This is a genomic window from Barrientosiimonas endolithica (genome assembly GCF_030296655.1).
GTDB classification, from domain to species: domain Bacteria; phylum Actinomycetota; class Actinomycetes; order Actinomycetales; family Dermatophilaceae; genus Barrientosiimonas; species Barrientosiimonas humi.
Genome location: NZ_AP027735.1, coordinates 3,389,590 through 3,409,561, shown reverse-complemented (window position 1 = coordinate 3,409,561; position 19,972 = coordinate 3,389,590). Strand labels below are relative to the sequence as shown.

The following is a 19,972-nucleotide window of genomic DNA, read 5'->3' as shown; positions in this document are numbered from 1 at the left end:
CATCGTCGACGGCGGACCAGAAACCACAACGGCGGACCACGTGTGATGTGGTCCGCCGTCGTGTGATCTGTGCCGCCGTCGTCGTACGTCAGCGGCGGCCGAGCCCGGTCAGCGGGGCTCGCTGCCGGCGATGAACGCCTCCAGCTTGGCCCGGCCGAGGCTGTCCTCGCGCTGCTCCGGCGGGGACTTCATCAGGTAGGACGAGGCCGACAGCAGCGGGCCGCCGATGCCGCGGTCCTTGGCGATCTTGGCCGCGCGGATCGCGTCGATGATGATGCCCGCGGAGTTGGGGGAGTCCCAGACCTCGAGCTTGTACTCCAGGTTCAGCGGCACGTCGCCGAACGCGCGACCCTCGAGGCGGACGTAGGCCCACTTGCGGTCGTCGAGCCACGCGACGTAGTCGGACGGGCCGATGTGCACGTTCTTGTCGTCGACCTTGCCCGCCAGCGACCCCTCGAGGTTGGAGGTGACCGCCTGGGTCTTGGAGACCTTCTTGGACTCCAGGCGCTCGCGCTCGAGCATGTTCTTGAAGTCCATGTTGCCGCCGACGTTGAGCTGGTAGGTGCGGTCCAGCGCGACGCCGCGGTCCTCGAACAGCTTGGCCATCACGCGGTGGGTGATGGTCGCGCCGACCTGCGACTTGATGTCGTCGCCGATGATCGGCACGCCCGCCTGCTCGAACTTCGCCGCCCACTCCGGGTCGGAGGCGATGAACACCGGCAGCGCGTTGACGAAGGCCACGCCCGCGTCGATCGCGCACTGGGCGTAGAACTTGTCGGCCTCCTCCGAGCCCACCGGCAGGTAGGACACGAGCACGTCGACCTCGGCGTCCTTGAGCGCCTGCACGACGTCGACCGGCTCGGCCGCCGACTCCTCGATGGTCAGGCGGTAGTACTTGCCCAGGCCGTCGAGGGTGTGACCGCGCTGCACCTCGACGCCGCTGGTCGGCACCTCGGTGATCTTGATGGTGTTGTTCTCGCTGGAGTTGATCGCCTCGGCGAGGTCCTTGCCGACCTTCTTGTCGTCGACGTCGAACGCGGCGACGAACTCCACGTCACCGACGTGGTATTCGCCGAGCTCGACGTGCATCAGGCCGGGGACCGTCGACTGCGCGTCGGCGTCCTTGTAGTACTCGACTCCCTGCACGAGGCTGCTCGCACAGTTGCCGACGCCGACGATCGCGACGCGGACCTTACCCATGGTTTCTCCTTGGATTTCCTTGCAGGTCAATGGAACTCGGGGATGTCTGGTGGATGTACGCCCGCGCCGGCCTAGGGCGCCGCTGGCGTGGTGCGCTCGGTCTCGATGAGCTCGGTGAGCCACCGGACCTCGCGCTCGGTGGACTCCAGGCCGTGCCGCTGCAGCTCGGCGGTGTAGGCGTCGAGCCGCTCGCGCCGCTCCCGGCTCACCTGGCGCGCGGCGTCGAGCCGCTCCTCGAGGCGGGATCGCCGGCCCTCGAGGATGCGCAGCCGCACGTCGCGCGTGGCCCGCGCGAAGAAGGCGAAGTGCACGTCGAACGTGTCGTCCTCCCACGCCGCGGGGCCGGCCTGGTCGAGCAGGGTCTGGAACTGCTCCTTGCCCTCGGCCGTGAGCTCGTACGTGATCCGCGCCCGACGCCCGGCCGTCACCGGCCCGTCGGCGGACTCGGTGATCCACCCGCGCTCGCCCAGCGTGCGCAGGCACGGGTAGAGCGACCCGAACGACACGACGCGGAACGCGCCGAGCACCCCGGACAGCCGCTTGCGCAGCTCGTACCCGTGCATCGGCGACTCGTGCAGCAGCCCGAGGACCGCGAGCTCGAGCACGGCGGCGCGGCGGGAGGACCGGGCGGCAGCAGCCACGACGAGACCTCCTGGCGATGCGGGCGGGACGGGGTGGAACTGACAAACTTCGTGTTTGTCAGGTGCACGGTAGCACGCCCGATGTATCGCGCCGATACATCAGTCACAGCTCGCGCGCGCCGAGCCCGGCTCCCGCCGCCCGGCACGGGCGACGCGAGGCGCGCCCGGGCGGACCTAGGCAGCTCACAGCGTCGGCGTGTCGGTCGTCCGGCGAATCCGGGTTAGTCTGGTATGTCGGCGCGCCCGTCGCGCGCCGACTTTCCTGTTGCCCACCCAGCCCGTGAGGACTTCCGTGGCGGATTCCGACGCACCCCGACGCTCCGACGACGCCGACGACACCCAGGCCGCCGTCGCGCCGGTCGAGCGACGCAGCGAACGGCGCGCCCGACGTACGTCCGCGGCCGGCGCAGGTGCCGGCGGCGGCAAGCCGCGTGGCCGGGGCAAGCAGCGCTCCCTGCTGTTCAAGGTGATCACCCGCAGCCTCGCCGCGCTCGCGGCGCTGTTCGTGGTGGGCGTCATCGCGCTGTTCGTGATCTACCAGCGCACCGAGATCCCCGAGCCCAACGCCGCGGCGCAGCGGCAGATCTCGGTCCTGTACTACGACGACGGCAAGACCGAGCTGGCGCGGTTCAACAACACGACCCGCGAGGACATCCCGATCTCGCAGGTGCCCCAGTCGGTGCGCTACGCCTTCCTGTCGGCCGAGGACCGCAGCTTCTATGACAACCAGGGTGTCTCGCCGACCGGCATCGTGCGGGCGCTGTGGACCAACCTCACCGGCGGGCAGACGGTGGGTGGCTCGACGATCACCCAGCAGTACGTCAAGAACTACTTCCTGACGGCCGACAAGACCATGACCCGCAAGCTCAAAGAGGTCATGATCTCGCTGAAGATCGACAACCAGACGCCCAAGGACGAGATCCTCCAGAACTACCTCAACACCATCTACTTCGGGCGCAACGCCTACGGCATCCAGGCGGCGTCGAAGGCGTACTTCAACAAGGACGCGAAGGACCTCACGGTCAGCGAGGGCGCGTTCCTCGCCTCCGTCGTGCAGGCGCCGAGCCGGCTCGACCCGGCGAACGGTCAGGACGCCAAGAACCGGGTCAACGCCCGCATGGTGTACGTCCTCGACGGCATGGTCAGCCAGGGCTGGCTGACCCAGGAGGAGCGCAACCGGCAGACGATGCCGACCTTCCAGGAGCGCAAGCGCCAGACGGTGCCCGGCCCCAACGGCTACATCCGCGACCTGGTCGAGACCGAGCTGAAGGGCCCGCTGGGCCTGACCCAGGAGGACATCGACCGGGGCGGTCTGCGGATCACCACGACGATCAGCCGCAAGGCCCAGACCGCCGCGGTGGACGCGGTGAACAAGCGGGTCCCCGAGACCGAGGCGACGAAGAACCTGCACGTCGGCCTGGTCGCGCAGCGGCCCGGCGACGGCGCGGTGGTCGCGGTCTACGGCGGTCGCGACCCGGCCAAGGAGGCCAACAACGCGACCTACCAGCGGATGCAGGCCGCGTCGGGCTTCAAGGTCTTCGGGCTGCTCGGCGGGCTGCAGGACGGCATGACGCTGAACAAGACCTACTCCGGCCGCAGCCCGATGTACTTCAAGCAGTACGTCAGCGAGACCAACCCGCGCGGCCGCGTCGGCAACTTCGGCAACATCTCCTACGGCAACATCTCGCTGCAGCGGGCGACCGCGAACTCGGTCAACACCGTGTTCCTGCAGCTCAACGAGGACATCGGCCCGAGCCGCACCGCCCAGGTGGCCGAGCAGGCCGGCATCCCGAAGAGCTCGCTCGGCAAGCCGACGCTGTCGAACATCCTCGGGACCGACTCGGTGCGGGTGGTCGACATGGCGACGGCGTACAACACCATCGCCGGCGAGGGCGTGAAGTCGACGCCGTACTACATCAAGAAGGTCACCTCGAGCACGAGCAGCTACACCTACGACGCCAAGCCCAAGACGACGCGGGTGTTCGACCGGGCCGTCGCGATGAACACCCGAGTCGCGCTGGAGGACGTCATCACCGAGGGGTCGGGTCGCCCGGGCACCCGTGGCCTCGGCCGCCCGGCGGCCGGCAAGACCGGAACGTCGAACAACAACATGGCCGTGTGGTTCAACGGGTTCACGCCCGACCTGACCGCGTCGGTCGGCATCTTCCAGTCCGCCGACGGCGGCAAGACGTACCAGCCGATGCGCAACATCGCGGGCATCCCGAACCTCACCGGTGGCACCTTCCCGACCGAGATCTGGACCGCGTTCATGCAGGGGGCGCTGCAGGGCGACCCGGCGACGAAGTTCCCGAAGGCTCCCGGGCTGACCAGCTCGTTCAGCCCGACGACCACCTCGCGCCCGACGCAGGAGCAGCCGGCTCCGGCGCCGCCGCCGGCATCCAGCGAGGCGCCCGCCCCGGCTCCTGAGCCGAGCCCCGAGCAGCCCTCGAGCAGCAGCGAGGCGCCGGAGCCGAGCAGCAGCGAGGCACCGGAGCCGTCGTCCTCGAGCGCGCCGCCGCCCTCGTCGACGCAGCCCCCGGAGCCCACGCAGCCCCCGGAGCCGACGCAGCCGCCCGAGCCGACGGCACCGCCGGAGCCCGAGCCCAGCCCGCCGCAGCCGGAGCCTGAGCCCCAGCCCGAGCCGGAGCCCTCGCGCCCGCCGCAGCCGACCTCGACCTTCGGCGGCGGCAACGGCAACGGGCCCTCGGCCTCGGCCCGACCTCAGCAGGACTAGCCCGGGCGTGCCGCAGCGGAGCCACCTAGACTCCGCGGCATGACCCAGCAGCTGCCGACCCGTGAAGACCCGGTCGCGCGGGCGGCCTCGGAGGTCATCGGTGGCCCCGTCGGTCGCTACGCCCGCGTCGGGCAGCGCGGCTGGCTCGCCGCGGCCGCCGTCCTGTCGGCCCTCGGCAGCATGGTCGTGGCGCTCGGCGTGCTGCAGAAGAACAGCTGCGTGCGCACCGGCTGGGCGACGCCCAACTCGCTGTGGCGCATGTGCTACTCCGACCTGCCCGCCGCCGCCAACGGCGCGGCGCCGGGGTCGGCGTACGACCCGTTCGCTCCCGGCACCAACCAGCCGTTCCTCACGGCGATGCTCACCTGGGTGATGCAGCTGGTGACCCCTGACGGGTCGACCCGCTGGCGCGGCAGCAGTGGTTCTTCGCGCTCGCGGCCGTGGTCGTGGCGCTGCTGGTCGCCGGAACCGTCTGCGCGGTCGCGTGGATGCTGCCCGACACCCCTGGCGGGCCGCGCACGTCGCGCTCAGCCCGGTGCTCATCACCTCCGCGCTGGTCTCGCTCGACCTGTTCGGCGTGCTGCTCATGGCGGCCGGCCTGGCCGCGTGGGTGCGTCGCCACCCGGTCGCGGCCGGGGCGTTGCTCGGAGCCGCCGTGATGGCGCGCAGCTTCCCGCTGATCGTGCTGGCCGCCGTCGCGCTCGTGGGCTGGCGCGCCGGGCGGCGCGACGACGTGCGCAAGACGCTGGCCGCCGCGGCCGGCGTGATCGTGCTGTGCCTGGTCCTGGCGTACGCCCTCGGCGGCGACCCGCTCGCGCCGTACCGGCTCTGGGCAGACCAGGCGGCGGCGTACGGCTCGGTCTGGAAGATCCTGGAGATCGTCGGCGTGACGCTGCCGGCCGGGGTGCTCACCGCCATCGCGGTGCTCGGCTGGGTCGTGGCGCTCGCGGTCGGCGGGATGCTCGTCGCGCGCGAGCGGCCGCTGCCGCTGATCCCGGTCGCGACGGTGATGCTCGTGATCGTCATGGTGACCGGCAAGAGCAACCCGGTGCAGGCGGCCACCTGGCTGCTGCCGCTGATCGCCGCGTCGCTGATCGGGTGGCGCGACCACCTGCTGTGGGCCGGGGTCGAGATCACCGCGTTCGTCGCCACCTGGCTGTACGTCGGCAGCGGCTTCGACTCCGCGAAGGGCCTGCCGGCGGCGGCGTACGCCCTCGTCTCGCTCGCCCGGCTGCTCGCCCTCGGGGCCCTCGCCTGGCGGATGGTCGACCTGGCCCAGCGCGCCGACGAGCGGGCCCGCGCGGCCGAGCCGCAGGCGCAGCCCGGGCGGCTGACGGCGGTGCCCAGCCCGACCGATTAGGGCCGGCGCCGCGCGCGCGGCTACCCTTGTCCGGTTCCCGGTGCATCCACAGGTCGACGGATCACGCCCGGACGTCTGTCGGTGCCGCGTGGCACCGTGGAGTCCAACGGCCCGACGACCACCCGAGGTGGGTGCACCGAGACGCTGCAACCCTCCTGTCACGGAGAGACCGTGACCGCCGAGACCGAAGGAGGTGGGTTTCCCGCATGCGTCAGTACGAACTGATGATCATCCTCGACCCCGAGCTTGATGAGCGCACGGTCCAGCCCTCGCTGGAGAAGTTCCTCACCGTCGTCACCAAGGACGGCGGCACCGTCGACAACCTCGACATCTGGGGTCGTCGCCGGCTGGCCTACGACATCAAGAAGAAGTCCGAGGGGATCTACGCGGTCGTCACGATGACCGCCGAGCCCGCCACGGCCCAGGAGCTGGACCGTCAGCTCGGGCTCAACGAGTCGATCATGCGCACCAAGCTGATGCGCGGCGACGCCTGAGACTCCTCACCGATCCGCACTCAGAAAAGGATCCCGCATGGCTGGTGACACCCCGATCACGGTGATCGGCAACCTCACGAGCGACCCGGAGCTGCGCTTCACGCCCAACGGGGCTGCGGTCGCCAACTTCACGGTCGCGTCGACGCCGCGCCAGTTCGACCGGCAGACCAACGAGTGGAAGGACGGCGAGACGCTGTTCATGCGCTGCTCGGTGTGGCGGGAGGCGGCCGAGAACGCCGCCGAGTCGCTCACCCGCGGCGCACGCGTCATCGTCTCCGGCCGGCTCGTCTCGCGCTCCTGGGAGACCAAGGAGGGCGAGAAGCGCACCGTCATGGAGATGCAGGTCGAAGAGGTCGGCCCGTCGCTGCGTTACGCCACGGCCAAGGTCAACAAGACCCAGCGCAGTGGTGGTGGCGGCGGTGGCTTCGGCGGCGGCGGAGGCGGCGGCTACGGCGGTGGCGGCTACGGCCAGCAGGGCGGACAGCCGTCCGGTGGCCAGGGCGGTCCCGCTCAGGGCGGCCAGGCCGAGGACCCGTGGGCGACCGGGGGCCAGTCCTCCGGTGGTCAGCAGGGAGGCGGTCAGCAGGGCGGCGGCTGGAGCACCGGCCCGTCCTACGACGAGCCTCCGTTCTAGATCCTTTTGGCCTCGGCTCCTCCTCCGGCGATCCGTCGCAAGCTCCGGCTCGCCGGCATCGTCGCCGAGGCGCCCAGGCCCACGTTGGTCGAGTAGCCGAGCCGCTAGGCGAGGCGTATCGAGACCAACAACCGAGAACAACCGAACACCCATCCCGAGCACCGCTCGGGCTCCCGCAACCTAAGGAGAGCACCACGATGGCCAAGCCCGTTGTGCGCAAGCCCAAGAAGAAGGCCAACCCGCTGAAGGCGGCGAAGGTCGAGAACATCGACTACAAGGACACCGCGCTGCTGCGCAAGTTCATCTCCGACCGCGGCAAGATCCGCGCTCGCCGGGTGACCGGTGTGTCCGTCCAGGAGCAGCGGCTGATCGCCACCGCGGTCAAGAACGCCCGCGAGATGGCGCTGCTTCCCTACTCCAGCTCGGCTCGCTGAGCCTTCGCGGAAGGAGATCCGAAGTGAAGGTCATTCTCACCCACGAGGTGTCCAAGCTGGGCACCGCCGGTGACGTCGTCGACGTCAAGGACGGCTACGCCCGCAACTACCTGCTGCCCCGCAACCTGGCCACGCCGTGGACCAAGGGCGGTCAGAAGCAGGTCGAGGCGATCAGCCGCGCCCGCGAGACCCGCGCGGTCAAGTCCCTCGAGGACGCCCAGCAGCTCAAGGGCAACGTCGAGGCCGCCACGATCAACCTCAGCGCCCGCGCGGGCGAGAGCGGTCGCCTCTTCGGCGCCGTCACCACCGCCGAGATCGCTGACGCCGTCGCCGCCGCAGGCGCCGGCTCGATCGACCGCCGCGCGATCGTCGTGACCCAGCCGATCCGGTCCACCGGCCCGGCCCAGGTCGAGGTGCGCCTGCACCCCGAGGTCGTCGCGACGGTGAACCTGAACGTCGTCCCCGCGCGGTAGTTCTTGTAACCCACGGGGTGGCCGCACCGATGAGGTGCGGCCACCCCGTCGGTGTCTCCGGGCGCAGTCAGGGCACCTGCTCCGCATTTCGTGCACTGGTGAACGATCTGAGGCGGCGATCCCCGGGATCCCGGGGTGACCCCTGCTCATTTCGTGCACTGGTGAACGATCTGAGGCGGCGACCCCCGGGATCCTGGGGTGACCCCTGCTCATTTCGTGCACCGGTGAACGATCTGCGGAAGGCGTACGCCGTCGGCAGCTGGCGTACGGCAGGTGCGGTGGGCGTACGCGCGGTCAGGCGGCGCCGGTGACCAGCCAGCGGTCAGTGCGGGCGCGCAGCCACAGCGCGACGAGCCGGAAGGCCATGAACGCCGTGAACGACCACCACAGCAGCTGCAGGGCGGCGACGGCGTCGTCGGGGGCGTTGGCGCGCACCGCGAGCAGCACCGGCAGGTAGGCGACCAGCACGCCGACCTGCACCACCGCGAGCGCGAGGCCGTCGCCGGCGCCGATGAGCACCCCGTCCAGCACGAACACCAGGCCCGCGATCGGCTGTCCGATGGCCAGCACGAGCAGCGCGACGGCGAGGGCGTCGCGCACGGCCGGGTCGGGGGTGAACAGCGCCGGAAGCACCCGGTGCACGGCTAGCACCAGCAGGCCGAGGGCGACGCCGCCCCACCAGCCCCACCACAGCATCACCCGGGTCGCCGCGCGAGTGCCCTCGACGTCACCGGCGCCGAGCGATGCCCCGGTCAGCGCCTGCCCGGCGATCGCCAGTGCGTCGAGCGCGAAGGCGAGGAAACCGAAGACGGTCAGGGCGACCTGGTGCGCCGCGAGCGGCACGTCACCGAGCCCGGCCGCGACCCAGGTGGTGAGCAGCATGGCGGCCCGGAGCGCGAGCGTGCGCACCAGCAGCGGCATCCCGCCGAGCGCCGCGCGCAGCACGCGCCCCGGGTGCGGACGCAGCGCCGCCGCGCTGGTGCGCGCCTTGCGCAGCACGACCCACAGCAGTCCGCCGGCCATGCCGGTCTGGGCGATCACCGTGCCGAGCGCCGAGCCCGCGATGCCCAGGCCCGCGGGGTAGACCAGCACCAGGTTGAGCACGATGTTCGCCGTGAAACCAAGGGTGGCGGCGACCAGCGGCGTGCGGGTGTCCTGGAAGCCGCGCAGCACGCCCGTGGTGGCCAGCAGCACGAGCATCGCCGGGATGCCGATGGCCGAGATGCGCAGGTACGTCGTCGCATGGTCGAGCGCTGCGGCGCTCGCCCCGAACAGGGCACAGATCGGTCGGGCGAAGGCGGCGGTCAGCGCGCCGCTGACGAGGCCGAGCCCGGCCGCCAGCCAGACGCCGTCGAGTCCCGCCGAGAGCGCTGCGTCGGGCCGGCCGGCGCCGAGCTGACGCGCGACCAGGCTCGTGGTGCCGTAAGCGAGGAAGACGAAGATGTTCGCCGCGGTGAGCAGCGCGGCGCTCGCGACGCCGAGGCCGGCGAGCTGGGCGGTGCCGAGGTGGCCGACGATGGCGGAGTCGGCGAGCAGGAACAGCGGCTCGGCGACGAGGGTGAGGAACGCGGGGACCGCCAGCCGGGCGATGGCCCGGTGCGGGCGGGCCGTGGCGTCGCCGGGAGCGGCGGGTGCGTCGTCCGGAACGGCCCGGGATCGCTGCGCCTTCACCACCCACCCATCCTAGGGGTCTCAGAATATGAGACAGGGTGCTATCGCTACACCCTTCGGCATGGTGTTCGAAGTTACAGATGTGTCGTGCAGCGGCAGCCCCGGAATGCCGCGGAACCGCGGGATTCCGCGGAATGTTCGGATTCGAGCACTCTGGCCCCAGTTGTCAATCAGACACACCGAGTCACATCCGTTTCTTCTTTTCACACCCGTCGCAGGTCCGGCATGCTGTCCGCCGTGCCCGAACCGTCGGGGGACTGGCTCTGGCACCGAGCACCGCGCCCGCGCACGACCCGCACGTCCGACGACCGCGATGGTCCCGTCCGAAAGGCCCCCGACCGGATGCCTACCGCCGCACCGCAGCACCTGCGTCAACGCCCGGCACGCGCCACCCTCCGACAGCAGGTCACCCTTCGTCGCGGCGCGGTCCTGGCCGCCGGCGCGGCGGTGGCCGTCCCCGGTTCGCTCGCCGGGCTCGCCCCGACCGCCGTGGCGGCGCCCGTCACGCCGCAGGCGGCCCCGGGCGTACCGAGCGCACTCCCGCAGGCCCCCGTCACCCTGCCGCAGTCGCCGACCTCGGTCGTGGTGCTGCACTACGGCTCCACCGGGTCGCTCGTGAAGACGCTCCAGTCGCGCCTCGGCATCACCGCCGACGGCAGCTTCGGCCCGATCACCCTGCGCGCGGTCAAGGCGTTCCAGGAGCGCAAGGGCCTGGAGGTCGACGGTTACGTCGGTCCGCTGACCTGGGCCGCGCTCGGCGGCTTCCCCGGCACCGCGCCGGCCCCGAGCCCCACCCCGGCCCCGCCGGAGACGTGCAGCAGCTACGTCCTGCGCTACGGCTCGTTCGGCGAGATGGTCAAGGTCGCGCAGTCGCGCCTGGGCATCACGGCCGACGGAGACTTCGGGCCGGCCACGCTGTCGGCGGTGAAGGCGTACCAGTCGCGCAAGGGCCTGGAGGTCGACGGCATCGTCGGCCCGATCACCTGGCGCTCGCTGGGCGGCTACCCGTGCGACACGCCCGACCCGACCCCCGCTCCCGACCCCAGCGCCCCGAGCGAGCCGGCGCCCGAGCCCGAGCCGGGTGCCAGCTACAACGGGCAGGACGTGCTCGACATCGCCAAGAAGTACCTCGGCACGTGGTACGTCTACGGCGGCTCGACCCCGGCCGGCTTCGACTGCTCGGGCTTCACGCAGTACGTCTACCGCCAGGTCGGCGTGAACCTCCCGCGCACCTCGCTGCAGCAGTCGCAGTTCCGCTCGGGCGTCTCGCTGAACGACCTGCGCGTCGGGGACCTGGTGTTCTTCTACTCGCCGGTGAGCCACGTCGCGATCTACGCCGGCAACGGGATGATCATCGACTCCGCGAAGCCGGGCACCCAGATCTCGATCCACAAGATGTGGGTCTCGCCCGTGAAGGCGATCCGCCTCGTCTGACCCCTGTCCACAGGCCGCTCGCTCGCGGGCGGCCTTTCCACAGCCCGTAACTGACCCCCGCCGCTCCCCCTCTCACTGCGGCACCGTAGGAGGAATACAGATGACGAGCACGACCACGACCGACCGATCGCCGGTGCTCGCCGAGCACGCCGGGTGCCCCGTGCACACGCGCTGCTCGTGCCGCCGGCCGCTGGCCGACGTCGGCTCGCCGCAGCCGTCCACGGAGGGTCAGATGAGCCGACGTCCCGCCCCGCGCCACCTCAAGGCGCAGCCCAGCCTCGCCGCCCGCGCCGTTCCCGCCGTCGCGGGTCGCCGCGGCACCGCGCTCGCCACCGGCGCCGCGCTGTCCGTTCCCGCCACGATCGGCGGCGTCGCGATGGCCGGTTCGGCCACCGCGGCCCCCGGTGTCGCCCCGGCCGCGGTGACGGCCCCGGCGGCCGCGGCCGTCCCGCAGGCGGCCACCACGCTGCCCGCCGCCCCGATGACCGGCAGCACCCTGGTGGTGCTGCGCTACGGCGCGACCGGGTCGCTGGTGAAGACCCTCCAGTCGCGCCTCGGCGGCATCGCCGTCGACGGCAGCTTCGGCCCGATCACGCTGCGCGCGGTCAAGGCCTACCAGGAGCGCAAGGGCCTCGAGGTCGACGGCATCGTCGGCCCGAAGACGTGGGAGTCGCTCGGTGGCTTCCCCGGTCCCACCCCGAGCGAGCCCGAGCCCGCCCCGAACAACTGCACGGTCACGGTCGTGCGCTACGGCTCCACCGGCTCGCTGGTGCGCACCCTGCAGGAGCGGCTGCGCATCTCGGTCGACGGCAGCTTCGGTCCGCAGACCCTGTCGGCCGTGAAGTCCTACCAGAGCAGCAAGGGGCTGCTGGTCGACGGCGTCGTCGGCCCCGCGACCTGGAGCTCGCTGGGTGGCTTCCCGTGCGGCACCGGTGGCGGCAGCGGCCCGAGCACCGGTGGCGGCAGCGCCCCGGCCGACCCGAACGCGCTCTACAAGCTGCCGTTCCCGGCCGGCACCTCGGCCCGCATCTCGCAGGGTCCCCAGGGCAGCTTCAGCCACGACGGCCGCTACGACCAGTACGCCATCGACTTCGCGATGCCGACCGGCACCAGCGTGGTCGCGGCCCGCTCCGGCACGGTCTACAAGGCCGGCTGGGACGTCTACGGCGGCGGCAACGCGGTGCTGCTGCGCGACGCGTCGGGCAACTGCACGCAGTACAACCACATGAGCTCGATCTCGGTGCGTGCGGGTCAGTCGGTCAGCCAGGGTCAGCAGGTCGGCCGCTCGGGCAACACCGGCAACTCGACCGGGCCGCACCTGCACTTCGGCATCGTGGGCTGCAGCAACTACGTGTCGATCCAGGTCCCGCGCACCGTCGAGCGCGGCACGTCCTACCCGGTCGGGGTCTACGCCCGCAGCCAGAACGACTGACCGGGCGCGGCGACCCCGCGACACACCGCAAGTTCGGCCCCTCCGGCGATCGCCGGAGGGGCCGAGCTTGCGGTCGGGGCAGGAAGCGCAGGGTCCGCCGTCGCTGCCGGTGCGAGCTACTTCTGCGGGGTGAGCACCGTGTCGACGATGTAGACCGTGGCGTTCTGGGTCTGCACGTTGCCGCACAGGACCTTCGCGCCGGCCACGTCGAAGTTCGGCGAGGTGCCGGTCACCTTGATGGTGTCACCGGCCAGGGTGGTGTGCTCGCCGGCGAGCTGGTCGGGGGCCAGGCGGCCCTTCACCACGTGGTTGGTCAGCAGCGTCGTCAGGGCCTTGTTGTCGTTCAGCGTCTTCTGCAGATCACCCTCCGGGATCTTGGCGAAGGCGGAGTTGGCGGGCGCGAAGACGGTGATGTCCTTGCTGCTGTTCAGGGTGCCGGCCAGGTTGGCCTTCGTGACCGCGGAGACCAGCGTCGACAGCAGCGGGTTGTTGCTGGCGGCCGTCGCCACCGGGTCGTTCGCCATGCCGGAGAAGGAGCCCTTGCCCGTCTTCGGCACCTGAGCGCACCCCGGACCGAACTGGGCATTCGCGGCGGAGCCGCTCGAACCGGCCGTCGGGTCGGAGGAGGCAGACGAGGAGCTGGCCATCGGGTCGGACGTGGCGGGCGCCGAGGTCGAGGGGGCGGAGCTCATCGGTGCCGACGAGGGCGACGCAGCGGGGGTCGCGGCGGTGTCCGACGAGCTCGAGTCGCTGCCGCCGCCGCAGGCGGTGAGAGCCAGCGAGAGGGTCGCAGCGAGCGCGAGGCCGGTGGGGGTGCGCTTCATGGTGGTGCTCCGTTCGGTGAGGGAATGACGCTGTGGTCGAAAGGTGTTCGGAACCGCGTGCCGAATCGGATTGCCTTGAGGCACAAGAGTTTTGGCCGTTCCCTATGGCACGGTCGTCACGACACGACGACGACGATCTCGTGCAGCCCGGACGACCCGTCGGGGAAGGGTGGGGCGGGCGTCGCGGTCTGCTCCTGGCTGGCGCCGTAGACACAGCGAGCGCGCAGCCGGTGCTGCCCGGTGGTGGCGTCCCAGGGGAACCACCACTGCCGCCAGTAGTCGATGTTGACCTCCGGGCCGAGCCGGGCGGGACGCCAGGGCCCGTCGTCGATCTGCACCTGCACGCCGCGCACGCCCTGGCGCTGCGCCCAGGCGGTTCCGGCGATCGCCACCCGCCCGGGAGCGATGCTGACGAGCGGCTCGGGGGTGTCGATCCGGGCGCTGGGCTTGATGGGCCCCTGCGTGGCCCACCCGCGGACGGTCCAGTAGGCGCGACGCTGGCGGTAGGTGGTGACGGTGAGCCGGGTGAGCCACTTGGTCGCGCCGACGTAGCCGTACAGGCCGGGGGTCACCAGCCGCGCGGGATAACCGTTGACCCGCGGCAGCGGCTGCCCGTTCATGCCGACGGCGAGCAGGGCCTCGCGCTCGTCGGTGAGGGCGGCGAGCGGGGTCGAGCTGGTGTAACCGTCGACGGAGGTGGAGAGCACCTGGTCGTTGCCGGGGCGGGGGCTCGCCAGGGCCAGCAGGTCGCGCACCGGGACGCCCGTCCAGCGGGCCCCGCCGGCGTACGGCCCACCCACCTCGTTGCTGACGCAGGTCAGCGTGATGTCCCGCTCGACGAGCGGCATGTCGAGGATGTCCTGGTAGCTGAGCCGGACCGTGCGCTCGACGTCGCCGTCGATGACGAGCTCCCAGTCCGCGGGGTCGACCACGGGCACGGTGAGGGCGGTGTCGACCCGGTAGAAGCGGGCGGTCGGCGTGCGCAACGGGGTCACGCCCGGCACGCTGCGCTCCAGACCGGCCGGCAGCGGCGGGAGGCGGCGCCGGGGGAGGGGCAGGGTGCCGGCCACCTGCTGCGCCGCGCTGGTGAGGCGCTGTCCTGCGGCACCTGCGGCGAGCCCGAGCGCCGCGATGCCCGCGGCCAGGACGCCGCTGCCCAGCACGGTCCGCCGGGTGGCGCCTGTCGACGCGGGGGCGTCCGGCCGGCGTCGGGGCGTCGCACGGAACTGCCGGTGCAGCGACACCAGCGCGAGGACGCCGGTCAGCGCGGTGACCAGCCCCGGCAGGACCGAGCCCGCGGTGGCGGTCGGGCGGGTCAGTGCGGCCCCGGTGGCGAGCGCGGCGAGCGCGGCGAGCCCGACAGCCCCTGCCGCCAGGGAGCGACGCACGAGCAGGCCGGCGAGCGCGGCGAGCAGCAGCGCGCCCAGCGCGACGCTGCTCACCAGGACCAGCTTGTCCTGCGTGCCGAACGTGCGGATCGCCCACGTCTTCAAGGGTGTTGGGGCGCTGTCCACCACGACTGATCCGACCGCGAGCACCGGTGAGGCGTCGGGTCGCGTCAGGCCGGCCACGAGGTGACCGAGGCCGGCGCCGGCCACGGCCGCCACCACCCCCACGAGGCGGCGCGTGCCCTGCCGGGCACGGGTGCGCTCGGCTCGGCGGCGCCGGGAGCCACCTCGTCTGCGGGTGAGGCTGGGGGTGTCGTCACGGTGGATGGTTCGGAGCGAAGCCGCCGCCGGATGGCGCGCCCTCGAGCCGGTGGGTCATCCTGGGCGACGTGATCGCACCTCGCCCCGCCAGTCCCGCCCGTCCGACACGCTGGGAGACGGGGGCCCGGGCAACCGGGGCTACGGCGAGCGGTTCGCGCGGCTGCTGCGCGACGGCCACGACATCGAGGGCGAGGCGCGGCTCGCCGACGTGCTCGCGCCGCGTGCCGCGACGGTGCTCGACGCCGGGTCGGGCATGGGGCGGGTCGGGGCGACGCTGCAGCGGCGCGGGCACCGCGTCATCGCGGTCGACCTCGACGCCGAGCTGGTGGAGCAGTCGCGGCGCACCTATCCCGAGCTCCCGGTGCTGCAGGCCCGGCTCGACGACCTCGCGCCGGAGGTGCTGCACGAGGCGGGCTTCCCGACGGCGTACGACCTCATCGTCTGCGTCGGCAACGTCATGATCCTGCTGGCCGAGAGCACCGAACGCGCGGTGCTCGCCCGGCTGCGGGCGCTGCTCGCGCCGGGCGGGCGAGTGCTGGTGGGCTTCCACACCCAGGCCGGGCCGGCGGGGTCGCGGGCGTACGACCCCGACGAGTTCGTCACCGACGCCGACGCGGCCGGGCTCGAGGTGGAGTCCCGGTTCGCCTCCTACGAGCTGGCGCCGTACGTCCCCGGCACCGACTACGTCGTCACGGTGCTGCGCCGCCGCGGCGACCGCCCGCAGACTCCGCCGCCGACCGTCGACGACGCCTGACCGGGGCGGCCGGTGCGGGCTGAGAGGCGGTCACCCAGGCGACGCCAGAAGGTGCGGCTGGCCTGAGGTCATCCCTTCCTGGGCGGGAGCGGGACGAAGAAGCTCGTGCGCCGCTGGTAGTCGGCGAATCCCGGGCGGTCGGCCATGTGCCGCTCGAGCAGCCGGGCGCCTGTCGCGACGACGAGGAACCACACCATCGCGGCGGGCGAGAGCACGGTCAGCACGCCCGGCCACACGGCGCACGCGACGAGATAGACGCCGACCCACACGCAGGCGTCGCCGAAGTAGTTGGGGTGGCGCGACCAGTTCCACAGGCCGCGGTCCATGATCCGCCCGCGGCTGTCCGGGTCGGCCTTGAACGCGGCCAGCTGGCGGTCGGCGACGGCTTCGACCACCAGGCCCGACGCGGAGACAACGACGCCGAGAACCACCAGGGCCCAACCGAGTCCGCGCGGCGGGCCGGTGCTGGCGGAGACCTGCACCGGCAGCGAGACGAACCACTGCGCCAGGCCCTGGGTGAGGAAGACCCGGACGAAGACCGAGGCCCGGGAGCGGCCCTCGGCGAGGCGGGCGTACCGCGGGTCCTCGCCCTTGCCGCGCGACCTGCGGTGGATGTGCCAGGCGAGCCGGGAGCCCCAGACGACGACGATGACGGCGAGCAGCGTCCGACGCGCCGCGTCGCCGCTGCCGACCGCGGCGGAGAGCAGCGCGACCAGGGCGAGGCCGACGCCCCAGGTCACGTCGACGACGGAGAGCCGACCTGCCCGGCGGCTGACGACGTACGTCAGGAGCTGGAGGGCGAGCACCAGCGCGAGACTGAGCAGCGACAGTGCGGCGAAGTCACCCACGAGGGTCGCTCCAGGTCGCGGGTCGCACGGCGGGGACGGTGGTGGGCGCGCCCGGCGCGGGCACCGCGAGGATCTGGTCGACGCCCATGCGTCCCTCCTCGAAGGCCAGCAGCCCGCCGGCGAGGTAGAGCTCCCAGACGCGCACGACCTCCTCCCCGACGAGGCGCGTGAGCTCCTCGCGCGCGGCGACGAACCGGTCCTGCCAGGCGCGCACGGTCCAGGCGTAGTGCTCGCGCAGCGCGTGCACGTCGCGCACCTCGAGGCCGCCGCGCTCGAGCAGCTCGACGGTCTCGCCGACCGGCCGCATCGTCATGTCGGGCGCGATGAACGCCTCGATGAACGGGCCGCCGCCGGGGTGCGCGCCGCGCCGGCTCATCTGCTGCACGAGGATGCGCGCGTGCGGGGCGGCGTTGCGGCGCAGGGTCTCGACGAACGCGGGGTATCCGCGGTCGCCGGCGTGCTCGCCCATCTCGAGCGAGGCGACGGCGTCGTACCGGCGGTCGGCGACGTCGCGGTAGTCCTGCAGCCGGATCGTCACCCGGTCGGTGAGCCCGCGGTCGGCGGCGCGCTTCTCGACGAACTGCTGCTGCTCGCGCGCGATGGTGACGCCGGTGACGGCCGCGTCGTAGTGCTCGGCGGCGTGCAGGCTCAGGGCGCCCCAGCCGCACCCGACGTCGAGCAGCCGCATGCCGGGTCGCTGGTCGAGGCCGAGCTTGCGGCAGACCAGGTCGAGCTTGTCGCGCTGCGCGTCCTCCAGCGTGTACGCCGGTGTCTCGTGCGCATCGAGGCTCGCCCCGGTGACGTAACCGCAGGAGTAAGCCATGGCGTCGTCGAGGATCAGCTCGTAGAAGTCGGTGGGGATGTCGTAGTGGTGGTGGATCACCGCGGCGTCGCGGCGGCGGGAGTGCAGACGCCCGGTCACGGCGATCTGGGTGGCGGGCGGCGCCGGCGGCCGGCCGAACGCGTCGGCGCCGCGAAGAAGTCCGACCGCCTCGCGAATCACTTTGGGCGACAGGCGGATCCGTCGCGCGGGGCACTGGCGGATCTGGCCCCGGACGTGGCGGAGGGCTCGCTCGACCGGCCAGTCGATCGACAGCTCGCCGGTGACGTAGGCCTGGGCGGCGCCGAGCTCACCCGGGTGGCGCACGAGGCGTTGCAGCGCCCCCGGGGAGTGCAGCGTGACCGTGGGCGCGCCGAGGTCGGGACCGGCGCTGGAGCCGTCCCAGGCGACGACGCGCGCGGGCGGCGGGGCGCCGAGGACGTCCTCGAGGAGGGCGACGAGGGCCGGCGCGACGGGGCGCGCTGGCGCGGTGGCGGGTCGTCTCACGCGACCGCCTCGAAGGTCAGTTGGTGCACGTCGAGGTATCCGGAGCGGAAGCCGCCCTCGGAGTAGCCGAGGTAGAACCGCCACATGCGTTGGAAGGTGTGGTCGAAGCCCAGCTGGGACAACGCATCTCGCTGCCGGTCGAAGCTCTCCCGCCACTGGCGCAGGGTGAGCGCATAGCTGCCGCCCATGCGGAACGTGTCGACGGTGCGCAGCCCGGCGCGCCCCGCCTCGGCGAGCAGCAGCTCGCGGGAGGCGAGGGAGCCGCCGGGGAAGATGTACTTGTGGATCCAGGTGTATCCGCCGCGGGTCAGGTCGAGGCGGTGGTGGGGCATGGTGATGGCCTGGATCGCGGCGCGGCCGCCGGGCCGCAGCACCCGCCGGATGGTCGCGAAGTAGGTGTCGAGGAAGTCGAGCCCGACGGCCTCGATCATCTCGACCGACACCACGGCGTCGTAGCGGCCGCTGACCTCGCGGTAGTCCAGCAGCCGCGCGTCGACGCGGTCGGCGACGCCGCCGGCCCGCACCTTGTCGCGGGTCAGGGCGAGCTGCTCCGACGACAGCGTGATGGTGTCGACGTGGGCGCCGCGCTGCGCGGCCCGGAGCGCGAGCTCCCCCAACCAGAGCCGATCTCGAGCATCCGGGTGCCCTCGCCGACGCCTGCCTGGTCGAGCAGCCGGTCGATCTTGGTGCGCTGCGCCTCGGCGAGGGGTTGGGGGTGGGTGCGGGTGTCGTACGTCGGGGGCGGGTCGAACAGGGCCGCGGAGTAGGTCATCGTCTCGTCGAGGAACAGCGCGAACATCTCGTTGGACAGGTCGTAGTGCCGCTCGACGTTGTGGCGCGCGTTGTCGGCGGTCTGCCGGTCGGCGCGCGGCTGTCGCGCGAGGTAGGCGGCGCGCAGGCGGGCGAGCGGTGCCGGCACCAGATCGTCGATCGCGTCGGCGAACGCGGCGATCAGTGAGGGCAGGTCGGGGCTGTCCCACTCGCCGGCGCAGTAGCTCTCGCCGAAGCCGATGAGACCGCTGTCGCCGATGCGCCGCAGCAGCCGCTGCGCGTCGTGCACCACCATCGTCGGCGCGCCGAGCCTCGCCGCGCCGCCACCGACGGCGTGACCGTCGGGCAGCAGCACCCGGATCGGCATGCGGTCGACGGCGCGCAGAAAGATCCGCTCCGCGACGGGGCGGGCGAGCCGGGCGCGGAGCGTGGCGGGGGCGTGGGCGACGTCGGGCCATCGGGCGGCGTCGATCGGGCCGTCGTCGGGCCTGAGCGGGCTGAGGGTTGCGTCGAACGCGGTCATACCGACTCCTGGGGGTGTGGTGCGGTCGGTGAACGATGGGTAGGCCGCGCGCCCACAGCCGGATGCCGTGCACCCGGATGCGGGTCGCCACCAGACGCGGCGCGAGGGCGCTGGTCAGCGCGGTGCGCACCGCGTCGGAGGGGGCCACGCGCTCGCCCTCCCAGGTGGCCACGAACGGCGTGAAATCGTCGCGGTGCAGCGTGACGCGCACGGCGAGCGTGTCGCCGGGGAGCGGCACCGAGAGCGTGTAGCGGCCGGACACGTCGTTGAACGGTGAGACGTACAGCTGCTTGTCGGTCTGCGCCCTGCCGGTGGCGTCGGGCCGCACGAGGTAGGCGTGCCGCTCGCCGTAGGTGTTGTGCACCTCGGCGATCGCGCAGGTGAGGTCGCCGCCGGCGAGGCACCAGTAGACGGTGATCGGGTTGAACGCGTGGCCGAGACTGCGGGGTGTCGTCAGCGCCAGCACGCGGTGGCCGGCCAGGTCGACGCACTGCGTCGCGGCGAACGCGAGCACGTTGTCGTACCAACGGGATTCGGGGTCGCCCAGGTGGTCGCCGGGGCGGAACGACAGGACCGGCGCCAGCCAGCGCGGCAGGTCGGGCGGCACCGTGCGGCCGCCCAGCTCGCCGAGGTCGACGAGCCAGGCGACCGAGCGGTGCCGGAACGAGTGCCGCACGGGTGAGCCCCGGTGATGGGCGACCCGGGTGCG

At 72.4% G+C, this 19,972-nt stretch carries 17 protein-coding genes and 2 pseudogenes; 9 read left to right on the top strand and 10 right to left on the bottom strand.

The genetic code is table 11. From position 1 onward, the window contains the following. Window positions 1–108: 108 nt before the first annotated feature. On the bottom strand, window positions 109–1,200 hold the full coding sequence (locus QUE40_RS17160) for an inositol-3-phosphate synthase (protein ID WP_289231744.1): 1,092 nt from the start codon (window positions 1,198–1,200) through the stop codon (window positions 109–111). Window positions 1,201–1,271: 71 nt separating this feature from the next. Continuing rightward, entirely contained in the window at window positions 1,272–1,763 is a 492-nt protein-coding gene (locus QUE40_RS17155) for a PadR family transcriptional regulator (protein ID WP_433997093.1), read from the bottom strand. Between the two features lie 370 nt (window positions 1,764–2,133). On the opposite strand from QUE40_RS17155, the gene QUE40_RS17150 reads away from it, so the two are divergent. Then, complete coding sequence (locus tag QUE40_RS17150; protein WP_170206903.1) at window positions 2,134–4,575, top strand: transglycosylase domain-containing protein; 2,442 nt, start codon at window positions 2,134–2,136, stop codon at window positions 4,573–4,575. Between the two features lie 116 nt (window positions 4,576–4,691). On the opposite strand, the gene QUE40_RS17145 is transcribed toward QUE40_RS17150, so the two are convergent. Beyond that, the gene (locus QUE40_RS17145; RefSeq protein ID WP_289231743.1) at window positions 4,692–4,835 is read right to left on the bottom strand and encodes a hypothetical protein; all 144 of its coding nucleotides are present in this window, start codon (window positions 4,833–4,835) and stop codon (window positions 4,692–4,694) included. A gap of 224 nt (window positions 4,836–5,059) precedes the next feature. Between QUE40_RS17145 and QUE40_RS17140 the strand changes: the two genes are divergently transcribed. The 5 genes from QUE40_RS17140 to rplI all read left to right on the top strand — a co-directional run bounded on the left by QUE40_RS17140 (window position 5,060) and on the right by rplI (window position 7,970). Then, on the top strand, window positions 5,060–5,935 hold the full coding sequence (locus tag QUE40_RS17140) for a hypothetical protein (protein ID WP_289231742.1): 876 nt from the start codon (window positions 5,060–5,062) through the stop codon (window positions 5,933–5,935). Between the two features lie 206 nt (window positions 5,936–6,141). Further along, the gene (gene rpsF, locus QUE40_RS17135) at window positions 6,142–6,429 is read left to right on the top strand and encodes a 30S ribosomal protein S6 (RefSeq protein WP_142007122.1); all 288 of its coding nucleotides are present in this window, start codon (window positions 6,142–6,144) and stop codon (window positions 6,427–6,429) included. A 37-nt stretch (window positions 6,430–6,466) separates the two neighbouring features. Further along, window positions 6,467–7,063: a single-stranded DNA-binding protein gene (locus QUE40_RS17130; RefSeq protein WP_142007121.1), complete on the top strand. Its 597-nt coding sequence runs from the start codon at window positions 6,467–6,469 to the stop codon at window positions 7,061–7,063. Between the two features lie 197 nt (window positions 7,064–7,260). Continuing rightward, window positions 7,261–7,497: a 30S ribosomal protein S18 gene (gene rpsR, locus QUE40_RS17125; RefSeq protein ID WP_013494395.1), complete on the top strand. Its 237-nt coding sequence runs from the start codon at window positions 7,261–7,263 to the stop codon at window positions 7,495–7,497. 23 nt (window positions 7,498–7,520) lie between these two features. Beyond that, window positions 7,521–7,970 carry a 50S ribosomal protein L9 gene (rplI, locus tag QUE40_RS17120; RefSeq protein ID WP_289231741.1) on the top strand — a complete coding sequence of 150 codons (450 nt, stop codon included), beginning with the start codon at window positions 7,521–7,523 and terminating at the stop codon, window positions 7,968–7,970. 294 nt (window positions 7,971–8,264) lie between these two features. Here rplI and QUE40_RS17115 read toward each other — a convergent pair whose 3' ends face one another. Then, window positions 8,265–9,644, bottom strand: coding sequence for an MATE family efflux transporter (locus tag QUE40_RS17115; RefSeq protein WP_433997021.1), 1,380 nt, complete (start codon window positions 9,642–9,644; stop codon window positions 8,265–8,267). A 339-nt stretch (window positions 9,645–9,983) separates the two neighbouring features. Here QUE40_RS17115 and QUE40_RS17110 point away from each other — a divergent pair, with 339 nt between their 5' ends. Beyond that, window positions 9,984–11,075 carry a C40 family peptidase gene (locus QUE40_RS17110; RefSeq protein ID WP_289231740.1) on the top strand — a complete coding sequence of 364 codons (1,092 nt, stop codon included), beginning with the start codon at window positions 9,984–9,986 and terminating at the stop codon, window positions 11,073–11,075. Window positions 11,076–11,175: 100 nt separating this feature from the next. Continuing rightward, the gene (locus QUE40_RS17105) at window positions 11,176–12,507 is read left to right on the top strand and encodes a peptidoglycan DD-metalloendopeptidase family protein (protein ID WP_289231739.1); all 1,332 of its coding nucleotides are present in this window, start codon (window positions 11,176–11,178) and stop codon (window positions 12,505–12,507) included. Window positions 12,508–12,623: 116 nt separating this feature from the next. Here the strand turns inward: QUE40_RS17105 and QUE40_RS17100 are convergent, their stop codons facing one another. Beyond that, window positions 12,624–13,331 carry a fasciclin domain-containing protein gene (locus QUE40_RS17100; RefSeq protein ID WP_289231738.1) on the bottom strand — a complete coding sequence of 236 codons (708 nt, stop codon included), beginning with the start codon at window positions 13,329–13,331 and terminating at the stop codon, window positions 12,624–12,626. Window positions 13,332–13,447: 116 nt separating this feature from the next. Beyond that, a complete protein-coding gene (locus QUE40_RS17095) occupies window positions 13,448–14,929 on the bottom strand; it encodes a molybdopterin-dependent oxidoreductase (RefSeq protein WP_289231737.1) in 1,482 nt (493 codons plus the stop codon). A gap of 115 nt (window positions 14,930–15,044) precedes the next feature. Here QUE40_RS17095 and QUE40_RS17090 point away from each other — a divergent pair, with 115 nt between their 5' ends. Continuing rightward, window positions 15,045–15,794 carry a class I SAM-dependent methyltransferase gene (locus QUE40_RS17090; RefSeq protein WP_289231736.1) on the top strand — a complete coding sequence of 250 codons (750 nt, stop codon included), beginning with the start codon at window positions 15,045–15,047 and terminating at the stop codon, window positions 15,792–15,794. A 68-nt stretch (window positions 15,795–15,862) separates the two neighbouring features. Here QUE40_RS17090 and QUE40_RS17085 read toward each other — a convergent pair whose 3' ends face one another. From QUE40_RS17085 to QUE40_RS17070, 4 genes and pseudogenes are all read right to left on the bottom strand, one after another. Further along, window positions 15,863–16,642: a DUF1295 domain-containing protein gene (locus tag QUE40_RS17085; RefSeq protein ID WP_289231735.1), complete on the bottom strand. Its 780-nt coding sequence runs from the start codon at window positions 16,640–16,642 to the stop codon at window positions 15,863–15,865. Continuing rightward, a complete protein-coding gene (locus QUE40_RS17080; RefSeq protein WP_289233118.1) occupies window positions 16,635–17,969 on the bottom strand; it encodes an SAM-dependent methyltransferase in 1,335 nt (444 codons plus the stop codon). Before QUE40_RS17080 ends, QUE40_RS17085 begins: the two co-directional genes overlap by 8 nt. Then, window positions 17,966–18,768: pseudogene (locus QUE40_RS17075) on the bottom strand (class I SAM-dependent methyltransferase). Before QUE40_RS17075 ends, QUE40_RS17080 begins: the two are co-directional and overlap by 4 nt. Window positions 18,769–19,342: 574 nt before the next feature. Next, window positions 19,343–19,939, bottom strand: a pseudogene (locus tag QUE40_RS17070) (DUF1365 family protein); the annotation flags it as partial. Window positions 19,940–19,972 lie beyond the last annotated feature (33 nt).

Excerpts from the sequence above, each read along its gene's own strand:
- QUE40_RS17160 (WP_289231744.1), bottom strand. The coding sequence starts at position 1,200 with ATGGGTAAGGTCCGCGTCGCGATCGTCGGCGTCGGCAACTGTGCGAGC.
- QUE40_RS17155 (WP_433997093.1), bottom strand. The coding sequence starts at position 1,763 with ATGCACGGGTACGAGCTGCGCAAGCGGCTGTCCGGGGTGCTCGGCGCG.
- QUE40_RS17145 (WP_289231743.1), bottom strand. The coding sequence starts at position 4,835 with ATGCGCCACAGCGAGTTGGGCGTCGCCCAGCCGGTGCGCACGCAGCTG.
- rpsF (WP_142007122.1), top strand. The coding sequence starts at position 6,142 with ATGCGTCAGTACGAACTGATGATCATCCTCGACCCCGAGCTTGATGAG.
- QUE40_RS17130 (WP_142007121.1), top strand. The coding sequence starts at position 6,467 with ATGGCTGGTGACACCCCGATCACGGTGATCGGCAACCTCACGAGCGAC.
- rpsR (WP_013494395.1), top strand. The coding sequence starts at position 7,261 with ATGGCCAAGCCCGTTGTGCGCAAGCCCAAGAAGAAGGCCAACCCGCTG.
- QUE40_RS17110 (WP_289231740.1), top strand. The coding sequence starts at position 9,984 with ATGCCTACCGCCGCACCGCAGCACCTGCGTCAACGCCCGGCACGCGCC.
- QUE40_RS17105 (WP_289231739.1), top strand. The coding sequence starts at position 11,176 with ATGACGAGCACGACCACGACCGACCGATCGCCGGTGCTCGCCGAGCAC.
- QUE40_RS17100 (WP_289231738.1), bottom strand. The coding sequence starts at position 13,331 with ATGAAGCGCACCCCCACCGGCCTCGCGCTCGCTGCGACCCTCTCGCTG.
- QUE40_RS17090 (WP_289231736.1), top strand. The coding sequence starts at position 15,045 with ATGGTTCGGAGCGAAGCCGCCGCCGGATGGCGCGCCCTCGAGCCGGTG.